This is a genomic window from Amycolatopsis sp. H20-H5 (genome assembly GCF_035828755.1).
GTDB lineage: Bacteria > Actinomycetota > Actinomycetes > Mycobacteriales > Pseudonocardiaceae > Amycolatopsis.
In genome coordinates this window covers 1-13,488 of the sequence record NZ_JAYMZS010000179.1, presented here as the reverse complement: position 1 = coordinate 13,488, position 13,488 = coordinate 1, and the positions used below count along the sequence as shown (strand labels likewise).

Here is a 13,488-nt window from a genome sequence, read left to right as displayed (position 1 = left end):
GCTCAACGCACCAAAGGCGACCTTCAGCTGCCCGCCGTCTCCTGCCACCAGGTCAGGACCTCGTCGGCGACGCCGGGAGCGGCCACCAGAAGTCCGTCCGTGGGCAGCGCGGAGTCCTCGCCGTGCCGGTCCAGCACGACGGCCCCGGCCTCGATGGCCATCGCCACGGAACCGGCGACGTCCCACTCGTGATAGCTGTGCAGCACCGCCGCGGCCGCGTGCCCGAGCGCGACCTGCGCGATGGACAACGCCGCCGAGCCGAGCACGCGCACGCCCGCGTGGGCGGCCGCCGCACGCTCGATGAACTCGCCCATGCCCGGCCACGGGCCCTTGCGCGCCAGCTCGGTGCAGACGATCGCGCCCGCGGTGCCGAAGCGGTTCCGCAGTTTGATCGGCTTGCCGTTCGCGCGGGCCCCCCGGCCGCGCGCGGCGGCGTAGATCTGCGCCCGGTACGGGTCGGCGACCACGCCGACCACCGGCCCGGACGCGTCGATCAGCGCCAGGCTGTACGCACACCATGGCACCCCGGCGACGTAGTTCGCCGTGCCGTCCACCGGGTCGACGACCCAGCGGTACTCGGCGACGTCGGCGCCGATGTCCGCGCCGAACTCCTCACCGACCACCGGGATGCCGGGGAACTCGGCGGTCAGCACCCGGCGGGTGTGCCGTTCGAGGATCCGGTCGGTGTCGGTGACCCAGTCGAAGGGGGAGTCCTTCATGTCGGGGTGCGCGCCTCGCCCGGCGGTCGCGGTGATCACGTCGGTGGCGTCGTTGGCCAGTCGCCCGGCCACCTCGAGCGCCCTCGACAGCAGCCCGGGTTCGACGGGCTTGGAAGGCCTTGAGGACAGGAGGGTCATGCCGGTTTAGTGTGGCCTGCACTGGTTTCCGGGACACGACGGTGAGATGACATGTCGTATCCAATCTGTCGACGCGCAGTGGCGGACCCGGCGCCGGACGAGTGTTCCGTTCCCGTTGGCCGAGCCGTCACGCGGGATTGGTTCCGGGCCCCGGACCAGGTGCGACAGTGGATCAGTGCGAGTTGCCATAGTCACCGAAAGCTTCCTCCCCCAGGTGAACGGCGTGACCAACTCCGTCCTCCGCGTGGTGGAACACCTGCGTGAACGCGCGCATGACGTGCTGATCGTCGCGCCGGGCGCCGGGCCGGACTCCTACCGCGGGGCCCCGGTCGTGCGCATCCCGGCGCTGGACGTCCCCGGCGTCGGGTCGCTGCCGATCGGCGTGCCCACGCGCACGGTGCTGACCGCGCTGGCCGGGTTCCGGCCGGACGTGGTGCACCTCGCTTCGCCGTTCGTGGTCGGCGCGCGCGGCCTCGCCGCGGCGAGACGCCTGCGGGTGCCGTCGATCGCGGTATACCAGACCGACATCGCCGGTTTCGCCGCCGCGTACGGTTTCGGGCTCGCCACCCGCGCCGCCTGGCGCTGGGTGCGGCGGCTGCACAGCCGGGCCGACCGGACGCTGGCGCCGTCGACCGACTCGGTGGAACAGCTCAGGCTGCACGGGATCCCGCGGGTGCACCGCTGGGCGCGGGGCGTCGACATCGAGCGCTTCTCGCCTTCGCACGCCGACCAGGCGCTGCGGTCGGAGCTCGCGCCGAACGGCGAGCTGCTGGTCGGGTTCGTGGGCAGGCTGGCGCCGGAGAAGGAGGTCGGCAGGCTGACCGCGCTGGCAGGGGTCGACGGCATCCGGGTGGTCGTCGTCGGCGACGGGCCGGAGCTGGCTTCGCTGCGAGAGCGTCTGCCCGGTGCGGCGTTCCTCGGCGCGAAGTACGGCGACGAGCTCTCGGCGGCGTACGCGAGCCTGGACGTCTTCGTGCACACGGGCCCGCACGAGACGTTCTGCCAGGCGGTCCAGGAGGCGATGGCGTCCGGGCTGCCGGTGCTCGCGCCGGACGCGGGCGGCCCGAAGGACCTGGTGCTGCCCGGCCGCACCGGCTACCTGCTGCCCGCCGACCGCGCGGGTTTCGCCGACGCGCTGGTCTCGAAGGTGAACGACCTGCGCGACGACGCCCTGCGCGCGAGGCTGGGCGAGAAGGCGCGCAAGGTCGTGCTCGGCCGGACCTGGCCCGCCGTCTGCAGCGAGCTGGTGGGCCACTACGAAGCGGTACAGGGCCGGATCGCCCGCGCGGCCTAGCCGTGCACATCGTCCAGCTGGCGAACTTCTACGGGCCCAAATCCGGGGGACTGCGCACGGCGCTGCACCACCTCGGCGCGGGATACGTCGCCAGCGGGCACCGGGTGACGCTCGTGGTGCCCGGCCGCCGATACGCCGACGAGACGCTGCCGACCGGGGTCCGCCGGTTCTCCCTGCCCGCGCCGCGGATCCCGGGCACCGGGGGTTACCGGGCCGTCGACCCGCACCGCGTCCGCGCGGTGCTGCGCGGGCTCGAACCGGACCGGCTCGAGGTCTCGGACCGGCTGACCCTGCGCGGCATGGGCGACTGGGCGCGGCGCCACGGCGTGCCCAGCACGGTCATCTCCCACGAGCGGCTCGACCGGCTGCTGGAGCAGTTCCTGTTCCCGGCCCCGGTGGCCCGCCACGTCGCCGACGTCGCGAACCGGCGGATGGCCGCCCGCTACGACACGGTCGTGTGTACGACGGCGTTCGCGCGCGCGGAGTTCGACCGGATCGCCGCGCCGAACGTCCGCCGCGTGCCACTGGGTGTCGACTTGGCGACGTTCACCCCGGCGATGCGCGACGACGGCTGGCGCCACACCCTGTCCGGCGACGCCGACGCCCTGATCGTCCACTGTGGACGTCTCTCGGCGGAGAAACACGTGGAGCGCAGCGTGGACACGGTCGCCGAGCTCACGGAGTCCGGCGTCCGCGTCCGGCTGGTCATCGCCGGTGACGGCCCACGCCGCCGCGCGCTGGAGCGACGGGCCCGCGGCCTGCCGGTGACGTTCCTGGGGTTCCTGTCCGGCCGCGACGACGTCGCCCGCCTGCTCGCGAGCGCCGACGTCTCCCTCGCGCCCGGCCCCCACGAGACGTTCGGACTGGCGGCCTTGGAGGCCCTCGCGTCGGGAACACCGGTGGTGGTTTCGGCGTCGTCGGCGTTGCGGGAGATCGTGAGCCCGGGCTGCGGCGAGGCCGTCGACGACCACGCGCCCGCGTTCGCTTCGGCCGTGACCGGCCTGCTGGACGCGCCGGAGGACACGCGCCGGGCCGCCGCGCGGGCGCGGGCGGACGAGTTCGCCTGGGGCGTTTCGGTGCGGGGGATGCTGGCCGCACTGGCGTGACCAGGAAGCCGTCACGCGTGTCTACGAAGCCGTCACGCGTGATCAGACTGCCGTCACGCGTGACGGCACTCCAGACACGCGTGACGGCAGTTCAGACACGCGTGGCGGCACTCCAGACACGAGTGCGTCCCGGCGGATCGTGCAGAAAGCGGCCAGGTGAAAGTGTCCTCAGGGCTCGGCGGCTAGTCTCGCCGCTATGTCCCGAGCGAGCCTCGACAAGGATCCCCACGAAGTCGCCGCCATGTTCGACGGTGTCGCGTCCGGTTACGACCGCGCGAACTCGTTCATGACGTTTGGCTTCGACCGGCGCTGGCGCAACACCACCGCGCGGGTGCTGGACGCCAAGCGCGGGGAGCGGGTCCTCGACCTCGCCGCCGGCACCGGCGTGTCCACCGTGGAGTACAAGCGCGGCGGCGCCTGGTGCCTCGCCGCCGACTTCTCCTTCGGCATGCTCAAGGCCGGGCTGCACCGTGACGTCCCGATGGTCGCCGCGGACGCGCTGCACCTGCCGTTCGCCGATGAGAGCTTCGAAGCCGCGACGATCACGCTGGGCATCCGCAACTTCGTCGACACCCAGGCCGCGCTCACCGAGATCGCCAGGGTGGTCAAGCCCGGCGGTCGGCTGGTCATCTGTGAGGTGTCGACGCCCACATTCGCGCCGATCCGGTTCATCTACCGCAGGTTCATGCTGCGGGCGATGACGTGGGTCGGGCGGCGGTCCTCGACCAACCCGGACGCCTACGCCTACCTGGCCGAATCCATGCTGACCTGGCCCGCGCAACGTGAGTTCGGCGAGATCATCGCGGGCTCCGGGTGGGGCGAGGTCGAGTGGCTGAACCTCACTTTCGGCGTCATCGCGATCCATCGGGCGCGCAAGCCCGCCGTAGACTAGGCCCCATGACCAACCCGCGCCGCCGCAACCCAGACCACGACGCCGAAGTGATCGTCGTCGGAGCCGGGCCGGCCGGCTCGACCGTCGCGACGTACCTGGCGCGCTCCGGTGTGGACGTCCTGCTGCTGGAGAAGACCGAATTCCCGCGCGAGAAGGTCTGCGGTGACGGGCTGACCCCGCGAGGCGTCAAGCAGCTGATCGACCTGGGGCTCGACACGAGCGAGGACGCGGGCTGGGTGCACAGCCGTGGGCTGCGGATCCTCACCGGCGAGCTGACGCTGGAGCTGGACTGGCCGGACCTGACGAGCTACCCGCCGTATGGGGTCTCGCGGACCCGGCAGGACTTCGACGACCTGCTCGCGAAGACGGCCGTGAAGGCCGGTGCGCGGCTGTACGAGCGGACCACGGTGACCGGCGCGATCACCGACGAGGGGACCGGTCGTGTGATCGGGGTCCAGGCCAAGGCCGGGCCCGACAAGACGCCCGTGAGCTACCGGGCGCCGCTGGTGCTGGCCTGCGACGGGGTGTCGGCGCGGCTCGCGCTGAGCGTCGGGATCGAGAAGAACGAGAAGCGCCCGATGGGTGTCGCGGTGCGGCAGTACTACAAGAGCCCGCGGCACGACGACCCGTTCATCGAGGGTCACCTGGAGCTGTGGGACAAGTCGGATCCGCGGAACCCGAAGCTGCTGCCCGGGTACGGGTGGGCCTTCCCGCTCGGGGACGGGACGGTGAACGTCGGGCTCGGGATGCTGTCGACGTCCGCCGCGTTCCGGAGCACCGACTACCGCGCGTTGCTGCGGCAGTGGCTCGACGGGACTCCCGAGGAGTGGGGGTACCGGGAGGAGAACGCCGTCGGGAAGGTCGGCGGGGCCGGGCTGCCGATGGGGTTCAACCGGACCCCCCACTATCGCGACGGGCTGCTGTTGCTCGGAGACGCCGGGGGCATGGTCAGCCCGTTCAACGGCGAGGGCATTTCGGCGGCCATGGAGTCGGCGCAGATCGCGGCTGAGGTCGTTGTGCAGGCCCTTTCCCGGGCCGAGGGGCCGTCACGCGAGCGGGCGCTTCAGGCGTATCCGCGGGCCGTCGCGGAGCTCATGGGCGGGTACTACCAGCTGGGGAACGTGTTCGCGAAGATCATCGGCAAGCCGAAGATCATGCACCTCGCGACCAAGTACGGGCTGCGGGTGAACTCGCTGCTTCCGTTGGTGTACAAGGGACTTTCCGGGTGCTACGACGCTAAGGGCGGGGATGGGGTGGACCGGCTTATCTCGGCTTTGGCTCGGGCTACGCCCTCGCCTCGTTAGCTGCGCTTCGCTGTTAGTTGCCCCTGAAGGCCACCATCACGGCGTAAAACGCCGTGATGGTGGCCTTCAGGGGCTTGTCTGGTTGCGTCCTGAGGCACGGTTAGAAGCCTGTGTTTTTTGGCCAGCGCGCTTACGAACTCGCGCCGCCAGGTCGCCCCTGGCTATGTAGGTAAGTGCGGCTTTTGTTTGTAGGGGGGCGACCTGCCGTCGCGAGTTGGGAGGCCCTGGCGGGCCTGAAAGAGGGCGCGCGGCGGTGAAGTCTCCGCTCGCAGGGCTCGCGGAGACGCTGTGGTTGGGGAGCACGCTGGGGTTGGGTTTTGGTGGTGGGTGTCGGGGGCGAGTCTGGATGGATCGTGGCTGGTGGGGCTGGGTCTGGGCGGTTCCGTGCACCGTGAAGTCTTGGGGTTCGTGGCTGGGCGGTGGGGTTTGTGGTGGGGGTGGGATGAACGGACCTTTTAGGGCCTTTTTTCCGTAAACGGTCCGTTCATCTCGTCTGGCGGTGCTGGCGTCTGGGTGTGCGAGTTGGCGAGGGGTTGCGGGGGCGCTGGGGCGGCGGGTGGAAGTGGTTGACTGCCCCTGAAGGCCACCTTCACGGCGTTAGACGCTGTGAAGGTGGCCTTCAGGGGCGCTTGGGTGGCTGGGTGGGTGCTCGGGTGGAGTAGTGGTTGTGGGGGGCTTTAGTGGGATCGGTCACAGGGGCTGTCCGGATTGTCTGGGGGTTCGGGTTGATCTTGGGTGGCTTCTCGCTGGTCTCAGGCGTGCAGGCAGGCGAGCTGTGACAACGTTGACCGGGCAGGTTAGGGGACCCTTATAGCATGGGGGATGGGGACAAGAATGTGAGTCGCGTCCTACACTCCCCCCATGCTTTGTGAATCGCTTCACAACTTCGAGGGGTCGCTTGTGAACTATTTCACAAGTGGGGGCCCCGGTGTGCACGGGCCGTAAGGGTGCCCTAACCCTCGGCGGTGTGACCCAGGTCCCTTAGGGTGCCGACGAGGCTGTGGATATTCCGACCGGCTTCCCCCGACTCGAAACCGCAGCGGCGCGGAAAGGATGGCGAAAACCCGTGCTGATGTTGCCCGTGCTGGCGCAGGGAGGCGTCGACCAGCCGACGCAGGCGCCCAGCCTGAACATGTACCTCCCGCTGGTACTCCTGTTCGTGCTCGCCCTCGGCTTCGCGACGCTCTCGGTCCTGCTGGGACCGCTCGTCGGACCGAGTCGCTACAACAGGGCCAAGCTGCAGGCCTACGAATGCGGGATCGAACCGTCCCCGCAGCCCGTGGTGGGCGGCGGCCGGATGCCGGTGGCGTACTACATCACCGCGATGCTGTTCATCCTGTTCGACATCGAGATGGTCTTCCTCTACCCGTTCGCGGTCTCGGCGGACAGCCTGGGCATCTTCGGCCTGGTGGAGATCGTTCTGTTCATCGCAACGGTCGGCTTCGCGTACGCCTATGTCTGGCGGCGCGGCGGTCTCGACTGGAATTAGGGGCGCAAGATGGGGCTCGAAGAGAAACTTCCCAACGGCATCCTCCTGGCCAGCCTCGAGGGACTGGTCAACTGGGCGCGCAAGAACTCGCTCTGGCCTGCCACCTTCGGCTTGGCCTGCTGCGCGATCGAGATGATGACGGTCGGCGGCTCCCGCTACGACATCGCCCGGTTCGGCATGGAGCGCTTCAGCGCGACGCCGCGACAGGCCGACTTGATGATCGTCGCTGGCCGGGTCACGCAGAAGATGGCGCCGGTGCTGCGCCAGATCTACGACCAGATGGCCGAGCCGCGCTGGGTGCTGGCGATGGGCGTCTGCGCCTCCTCGGGCGGCATGTTCAACAACTACGCCGTGGTGCAGGGCGTCGACCACATCGTGCCGGTCGACATGTACCTGCCCGGCTGCCCGCCGCGCCCGGAAATGCTGCTCGACGCGATCCTCAAGCTGCACGCCAAGATCCAGGACGAGCCGATCAACGCCCGCCGGGCCGCGATCCGCGAGGCCAGTGGCGCGCGCACCGAGCTCATCGCCTCCTCGATCAAGTACGCGAAGAAGTGATCGGACATGGCTGAAGAAACCCCCGAAGTAGGCGACGAGCAGTCCAGCGCCGACCGTCCCGCAGGCGGCCTCGAGCCGCAGGGTGCGCGGCCCGCCGCGGCAGAGCCGGTCGTCACCGGCAAGACCCGCCAGGGCATGTTCGGTGTCCACGGCACCGGTGACACCTCCGGTTACGGCGGCGTCCGGCTCCCGGCGTTCGCGCCCGCTCCGGCCGAGCGGCCGTACGGCGGCTGGTTCGACGAGTTCGCCGACGAGTTCTACGCGGCGCTGGCCGACAACAAGGTCCCCGCCGAGGCGATCCTCCAGACCACTGTGGACCGTGGCGAGATCACCTTCTACGTCGCCCGTGAGCACCTCGTCGCGATCTCGACGGTCCTGCGCGACGACGCCGGTCTCCGGTTCGAGCTGCTCAGCTCGGTGTCCGGCGTGGACTACGGCGTCGACGTCCCGCAGCGGCTGCACTCGGTCTACCACTTCACCTCGATGACCTACCGCCGCCGCATCCGCCTCGAGGTCACCCTCGACATCGAGGACGCTCACGTGCCTTCGCTCGTCGGCCTCTACCCGACGGCCGACTGGCAAGAGCGCGAAGCCTGGGACATGTTCGGGATCATCTACGACGGGCACCCCGCGCTGACCCGCATCCTCATGCCGGACGACTGGGACGGCCACCCCCAGCGCAAGGACTACCCGCTCGGCGGGATCCCGGTGGAATACAAGGGCGCGGAGATCCCGCCGCCGGACCAGCGGAGGTCTTACTCGTGACCATCAACGACGAAACCACCGAGGTCCCCGAGGCGGACAGCCGCGACACGACCGAGGGCCGCGTCTACTCGGTGTCCGGCGGGGACTGGGACGACGTCGTCGCCGACGCCGCGCACGACGAGCGCATGGTCATCAACATGGGCCCGCAGCACCCGTCGACGCACGGCGTGCTCCGGCTCGTGCTGGAGATGGAGGGCGAGACCGTCACCCAGCTCCGCTCGGTCATCGGGTACCTGCACACCGGCATCGAGAAGAACTGCGAATACCGGACGTGGACCCAGGGCGTCACCTTCGTGACCCGCATGGATTACCTCGCGCCGCTGTCCACCGAGATGGCGTACTGCCTCGGTGTCGAGAAGCTGCTCGGCATCAAGGCCCCGCGCCGCGCCGAGCTGCTCCGGGTGCTGCTGCTGGAGCTCAACCGCATCGGCTCCCACTTCGTCTACATCGCGACAGGTGGCATGGAGCTCGGCGCCACCACCGCGATGACGCTCGGTTTCCGTGAGCGCGAAGAGGTTCTGCACCTGCTGGAGCACCTGACCGGCCTGCGGATGAACCACGCGTTCATCCGTCCCGGCGGCCTCGCGCAGGACATGCCGGACGACTTCCACGAGAAGGTCACCGAGTTCGTCAAGGTCATCGACTCGCGGCTTCCGTTGTACGACAAGCTTTTCACCGGTCAGCCGATCTGGCGCAACCGGCTCAAGGGCGTCGGTTACCTGCCGGTCGACGCCTGCCTCGCGCTCGGCGTGACCGGCCCGGTGCTGCGGTCCGCGGGCCTGCCGTGGGACCTGCGCAAGACCGAGCCGTACTCCTGCTACGACGAGTTCCAGTTCGAGGTCCCGACCTCGAACGACGCGGACTGCTGGGCGCGGTACCTCATCCGTGTCGAGGAGATGCACCAGAGCCTCAAGATCATCAAGCAGGTGCTCAAGAAGCTCGAGCCCGGCCCGGTCATGGTCGAGGACAAGAAGGTCGCCTGGCCCGCGCAGCTTTCCGTGGGCAGCGACGGCATGGGCAACTCCCTGGAACACGTCCGCAAGATCATGGGCCAGTCCATGGAGTCGCTCATCCACCACTTCACGCTGGTGACCGAGGGCTTCAAGGTCCCGGCGGGCCAGGTGTACACGACCGTCGAGTCGCCGCGCGGCGAGCTCGGCGCGCACCTGGTGTCCGACGGCGGCACCCGGCCGATGCGGGTCCACGTGCGCGAACCGAGTTTCGTGAACCTGCAGGCGATGCCCGCGATGGCCGAGGGCGGCATGGTGGCCGACGTCATCGCCGCCATTGCTTCGATCGACCCGGTTATGGGAGGGGTGGACCGATGACCCAGGCTCCAGAAGAGGTCCTGTTCGACGCGGATATTGACGCGAAGGCGGACGACCTCATCGCGCGGTACCCGCAGTCGCGCTCGGCGCTGCTGCCGATGCTGCACCTCGTGCAGTCGGTGCAGGGCTACGTCAGCCAGGAGGGAATTTCCTTCTGTGGCGCGAAGCTCGGCCTGTCCGACGCCGAGGTCAGCGCGGTCGCGACGTTCTACACCATGTACAAGCGCCGCCCCTGCGGTGAACACCTGGTGAGCATCTGCACCAACACGCTCTGCGCGGCACTCGGCGGCGACGCGATCTACAAGGCTGTCACCGAGCACCTCGGCACCGACGGGAAACCGCTGGGGCACGAGCAGACCGTCGGCGAACCCGGCGAGAGCGGCTCGCTGACCGTGGAGCACGCCGAGTGCCTCGCGGCCTGCGACCTCGCGCCGGTGCTGCAGGTCAACTACGAGTTCTACGACAACCAGACGCCGGAGAAGACGATCGCGCTGGTCGACGCGTTGCGGGCGGGCAAGAAGCCCGCGCCGACGCGCGGCGCGCCGCTGACCGACTTCAAGGGCGCCGAACTGCAGCTCGCCGGGTTCTTCCCGGAGGACTACGTGACGTACAACGGCGACATCGACGGCCCGTCACAGGCTGTCGAAACCCTGCGCGGGGCCCAGATCGCGCAGGAACGCGGGTGGACGGCACCGGCCGCTGAGGACGTTCCGCTTCCTGAGGTGGAGAAAAAGTAATGGCTGACCCGATCACGCCGGTACTGACGAAGCGCTGGCTGTCCCCGAAGTCCTGGCGGCTGGCGACCTACGAGCAGCTCGAGGGCTACACCGCGCTGCGCAAGGCACTCAAGGGCACGCCCGAGCAGCTTGTGCAGCTGGTCAAGGACTCCGGCCTGCGCGGCCGTGGTGGCGCGGGCTTCCCCGCGGGCATCAAGTGGTCCTTCATGCCGCCCAACGAGGACAAGCCGCACTACCTGGTCATCAACGCCGACGAGGGCGAGCCGGGGACCTGCAAGGACATCCCGCTGATGATGGCGGACCCGCACTCGCTGATCGAGGGCTGCATCATCGCCTCGTACGCGATGCGCTCGCACCACTGCTTCATCTACGTCCGCGGCGAGGCGCTGCACTGCATCCGCCGCCTCAACGCCGCCGTGCGTGAGGCGAAGGAAGCCGGGTACCTCGGCAAGAACGTGCTGGACTCGGGCTTCGACATCGAGATCACCGTGCACGCGGGCGCCGGGGCGTACATCTGCGGCGAAGAGACCGCGCTGCTCGACTCCCTAGAAGGCCGTCGCGGCCAGCCGCGGCTCAAGCCGCCGTTCCCAGCCGCCGCGGGTCTTTACGCCGCGCCGACCACGGTCAACAACGTCGAGACCATCGCCAGCGCGCCGTACATCATCAACGGCGGCTCGGCCTGGTTCCGCGAGATGGGCCGCGAGAAGTCGCCCGGCCCGAAGATCTACTCGATCTCCGGCCACGTCGAGAAGCCCGGCCAGTACGAGTGCCCGCTCGGCACGACGCTGCGCGAGCTGCTCGACCTGGCGGGCGGCATGAAGGACGGCATCCCGCTGAAGTTCTGGACGCCCGGCGGGTCGTCGACACCGATGTTCACCGTCGAGCACCTCGACACCCCGCTCGACTTCGAGGGTGCGGCCGAGGCCGGTTCGATGCTCGGCACCACCGCGGTCCAGGTCTTCAACGAGACCGTGTCCGTGCCGTGGGCCGTGATGAAGTGGACGCAGTTCTACGAGCACGAGTCCTGTGGCAAGTGCACGCCGTGCCGCGAAGGCACATACTGGCTCGCGCAGATCCTGGAGCGCATGGTCGAGGGTCACGGCACCGAAGAGGACATCGACACCCTCCTCGACGTCTGCGACAACATCCTCGGCCGCTCGTTCTGCGCACTCGGAGACGGCGCGGTTTCGCCGATCACCAGTGGCATCAAGTACTTCCGGGACGAATTCCTGGCGTTGTGTGAAAAGAACAAGGCTGCCCAGCCCGAACTCGTGGGAGCGCAGGCATGACGATCGCCCCCGACAAGCCCGGTACCGAGGTCGAAGAGACCCCCGTGCCCGAAGGCCACGTCAAGCTGGTCATCGACGGTGAAGAGGTCATCGCGCCCAAGGGCGAGCTGCTGATCCGCACCGCCGAGCGGCTCGGCACGGTCATCCCGCGGTTCTGCGACCACCCGCTGCTCGACCCGGCGGGCGCCTGCCGCCAGTGCCTGGTCGAGGTCTCGATGGGCGGCCGCCCGATGCCGAAGCCGCAGGCTTCGTGCACCATGACGGTCGCCGATGGCATGGTCGTCAAGACCCAGCTGACCTCCGGTGTCGCGGACAAGGCGCAGCAGGGTGTGATGGAGCTCCTGCTCATCAACCACCCGCTGGACTGCCCGATCTGCGACAAGGGCGGCGAGTGCCCGCTGCAGAACCAGGCGCTGGCGCACGGCCGCACGGAATCCCGGTTCGTCGACACCAAGCGGACGTTCCAGAAGCCGTTGCCGATCTCCTCGCAGGTCCTGCTGGACCGGGAGCGCTGCGTGCTTTGCCAGCGCTGCACCCGGTTCTCCGCGCAGATCGCCGGTGACCCGTTCATCGAGCTCCTCGAGCGCGGCGCACACCAGCAGATCGGCACCGCGGAGACCGCGGACGTGCTGGACATGGCCTCGCGGACCACCTCGGGTCAGCCGTTCCAGTCGTACTTCTCCGGCAACACCATCCAGATCTGCCCGGTCGGCGCGCTGACCAGCGCGGCGTACCGCTTCCGCTCGCGGCCGTTCGACCTGGTGTCCTCGCCGAGTGTGTGCGAGCACTGCTCGTCCGGCTGCGCCGAGCGGACCGACTTCCGCCGCGGCAAGGTCACCCGCAAGCTCGCGGGTGACGACCCCGAGGTCAACGAAGAGTGGATCTGCGACAAGGGCCGTTTCGGCTTCCGCTACGCGCAGGCTGACAACCGGATCCGCCGCCCGCAGATCCGCAACGCCGAGACCGGCGAGCTGGAAGAAGCTTCCTGGACCGACGCCCTGCGCGTCGCGGCCGAGGGCCTCGCGAAGGCACGTGACGGCAAGGGCGCTGCGGTGCTCACTGGCGGACGGCTGACCACCGAGGACGCCTACGCGTACTCGAAGTTCGCCCGGATCGCGTTGCGCACCAACGACATCGACTTCCGCGCCCGCCCGCATTCGGCTGAGGAGCTCGGCTTCCTCGCCGCGCACGTGGTCGGGACCTCCCCGGAAACCGGCGTCACTTTTGCCGAGATCGAGCGTGCTAAGACGATCTTGACCGTCGCGTTCGAGCCGGAGGAGGAAGCGCCGATCGTCTTCCTGCGGCTACGCAAGGCCGCCAGGACGAACCGCACCAAGGTCGTCCACTTGGGACAGTGGACCACCACCTCGGTCCGCAAGACCTTCGGTGAGCTCCTGGCCTGCGTGCCGGGCGCCGAGGCCGCCGCGATCGACGGCCTCGCCCAGCACGCGGCGGACCTCGACGCGAGTCTTTCGGCCGAAGGCGCGGTGATCCTCGTCGGCGAGCGTGCCGCCGAGGTGCCGGGCCTGTTCTCCGCGCTCCACCGCCTCGTCGAGCGCACCGGCGCCCGCCTGGCGTGGATCCCGCGTCGCGCCGGTGACCGGGGCGCCCTGGAGGTCGGCGCGGTGCCGACGCTGCTCCCTGGCGGCCGTCCGGTGGCCGACGCCTCGGCTCGCGCGGAGGTCGAAAAGGCTTGGGGCGTAACGCTTCCCGCCGAGCCCGGCCGCGACACCACGGCGATCCTGGAAGCCTCCTCCGGTCAGCAGCTCGACGGGCTGCTCGTCGGCGGAGTCGACCCGGCCGACCTGCCGGACCCGGACCTCGCCCTGCGCGCGCTGGAAAACGCGGCGTTCGTCGTCAGCCTGGAGC

The 13,488-nt window shown here is 69.5% G+C and carries 12 protein-coding genes; 11 read left to right on the top strand and 1 reads right to left on the bottom strand.

Annotated features, from left to right (window positions below):
• Positions 1 to 23 precede the first annotated feature (23 nt).
• Complete coding sequence (locus QMK34_RS44520) at positions 24 to 857, bottom strand: inositol monophosphatase family protein (RefSeq protein ID WP_326420880.1); 834 nt, start codon at positions 855 to 857, stop codon at positions 24 to 26.
• Positions 858 to 1,080: 223 nt separating this feature from the next.
• Between QMK34_RS44520 and QMK34_RS44515 the strand changes: the two genes are divergently transcribed.
• The 11 genes from QMK34_RS44515 to QMK34_RS44465 form a co-directional block, all read left to right on the top strand.
• Positions 1,081 to 2,151, top strand: coding sequence for a glycosyltransferase family 4 protein (locus QMK34_RS44515; RefSeq protein WP_326420879.1), 1,071 nt, complete (start codon positions 1,081 to 1,083; stop codon positions 2,149 to 2,151).
• A 2-nt stretch (positions 2,152 to 2,153) separates the two neighbouring features.
• Positions 2,154 to 3,257, top strand: coding sequence for a glycosyltransferase (locus tag QMK34_RS44510; protein WP_326420878.1), 1,104 nt, complete (start codon positions 2,154 to 2,156; stop codon positions 3,255 to 3,257).
• Positions 3,258 to 3,453: 196 nt separating this feature from the next.
• Positions 3,454 to 4,149: a class I SAM-dependent methyltransferase gene (locus tag QMK34_RS44505; protein WP_326420877.1), complete on the top strand. Its 696-nt coding sequence runs from the start codon at positions 3,454 to 3,456 to the stop codon at positions 4,147 to 4,149.
• A gap of 5 nt (positions 4,150 to 4,154) precedes the next feature.
• A complete protein-coding gene (locus tag QMK34_RS44500; protein WP_326420876.1) occupies positions 4,155 to 5,453 on the top strand; it encodes a geranylgeranyl reductase family protein in 1,299 nt (432 codons plus the stop codon).
• Positions 5,454 to 6,525: 1,072 nt separating this feature from the next.
• Complete coding sequence (locus QMK34_RS44495; protein ID WP_326420881.1) at positions 6,526 to 6,942, top strand: NADH-quinone oxidoreductase subunit A; 417 nt, start codon at positions 6,526 to 6,528, stop codon at positions 6,940 to 6,942.
• Between the two features lie 9 nt (positions 6,943 to 6,951).
• Entirely contained in the window at positions 6,952 to 7,500 is a 549-nt protein-coding gene (locus QMK34_RS44490) for a NuoB/complex I 20 kDa subunit family protein (RefSeq protein WP_091293389.1), read from the top strand.
• Positions 7,501 to 7,506: 6 nt separating this feature from the next.
• Entirely contained in the window at positions 7,507 to 8,265 is a 759-nt protein-coding gene (locus tag QMK34_RS44485; RefSeq protein ID WP_326420875.1) for an NADH-quinone oxidoreductase subunit C, read from the top strand.
• Positions 8,262 to 9,593, top strand: coding sequence for an NADH-quinone oxidoreductase subunit D (locus QMK34_RS44480; protein ID WP_326420874.1), 1,332 nt, complete (start codon positions 8,262 to 8,264; stop codon positions 9,591 to 9,593). The genes QMK34_RS44485 and QMK34_RS44480 overlap by 4 nt, the downstream gene beginning before the upstream one ends.
• Entirely contained in the window at positions 9,590 to 10,330 is a 741-nt protein-coding gene (gene nuoE / locus QMK34_RS44475; RefSeq protein WP_326420873.1) for an NADH-quinone oxidoreductase subunit NuoE, read from the top strand. The genes QMK34_RS44480 and nuoE overlap by 4 nt, the downstream gene beginning before the upstream one ends.
• Positions 10,330 to 11,619 (top strand): NADH-quinone oxidoreductase subunit NuoF, encoded by a 1,290-nt coding sequence (gene nuoF / locus QMK34_RS44470; protein WP_326420872.1) that lies wholly within the window; start codon positions 10,330 to 10,332, stop codon positions 11,617 to 11,619. Before nuoE ends, nuoF begins: the two co-directional genes overlap by 1 nt.
• Positions 11,616 to 13,488 (top strand): NADH-quinone oxidoreductase subunit G (locus tag QMK34_RS44465; protein ID WP_326420871.1); only part of this gene is annotated, 1,873 nt, incomplete at its 3' end. The genes nuoF and QMK34_RS44465, both read left to right, overlap by 4 nt.

Excerpts from the sequence above, each read along its gene's own strand:
- nuoF (WP_326420872.1), top strand. The coding sequence starts at position 10,330 with ATGGCTGACCCGATCACGCCGGTACTGACGAAGCGCTGGCTGTCCCCG.
- QMK34_RS44500 (WP_326420876.1), top strand. The coding sequence starts at position 4,155 with ATGACCAACCCGCGCCGCCGCAACCCAGACCACGACGCCGAAGTGATC.
- nuoE (WP_326420873.1), top strand. The coding sequence starts at position 9,590 with ATGACCCAGGCTCCAGAAGAGGTCCTGTTCGACGCGGATATTGACGCG.
- QMK34_RS44520 (WP_326420880.1), bottom strand. The coding sequence starts at position 857 with ATGACCCTCCTGTCCTCAAGGCCTTCCAAGCCCGTCGAACCCGGGCTG.
- QMK34_RS44490 (WP_091293389.1), top strand. The coding sequence starts at position 6,952 with ATGGGGCTCGAAGAGAAACTTCCCAACGGCATCCTCCTGGCCAGCCTC.
- QMK34_RS44485 (WP_326420875.1), top strand. The coding sequence starts at position 7,507 with ATGGCTGAAGAAACCCCCGAAGTAGGCGACGAGCAGTCCAGCGCCGAC.
- QMK34_RS44505 (WP_326420877.1), top strand. The coding sequence starts at position 3,454 with ATGTCCCGAGCGAGCCTCGACAAGGATCCCCACGAAGTCGCCGCCATG.
- QMK34_RS44495 (WP_326420881.1), top strand. The coding sequence starts at position 6,526 with ATGTTGCCCGTGCTGGCGCAGGGAGGCGTCGACCAGCCGACGCAGGCG.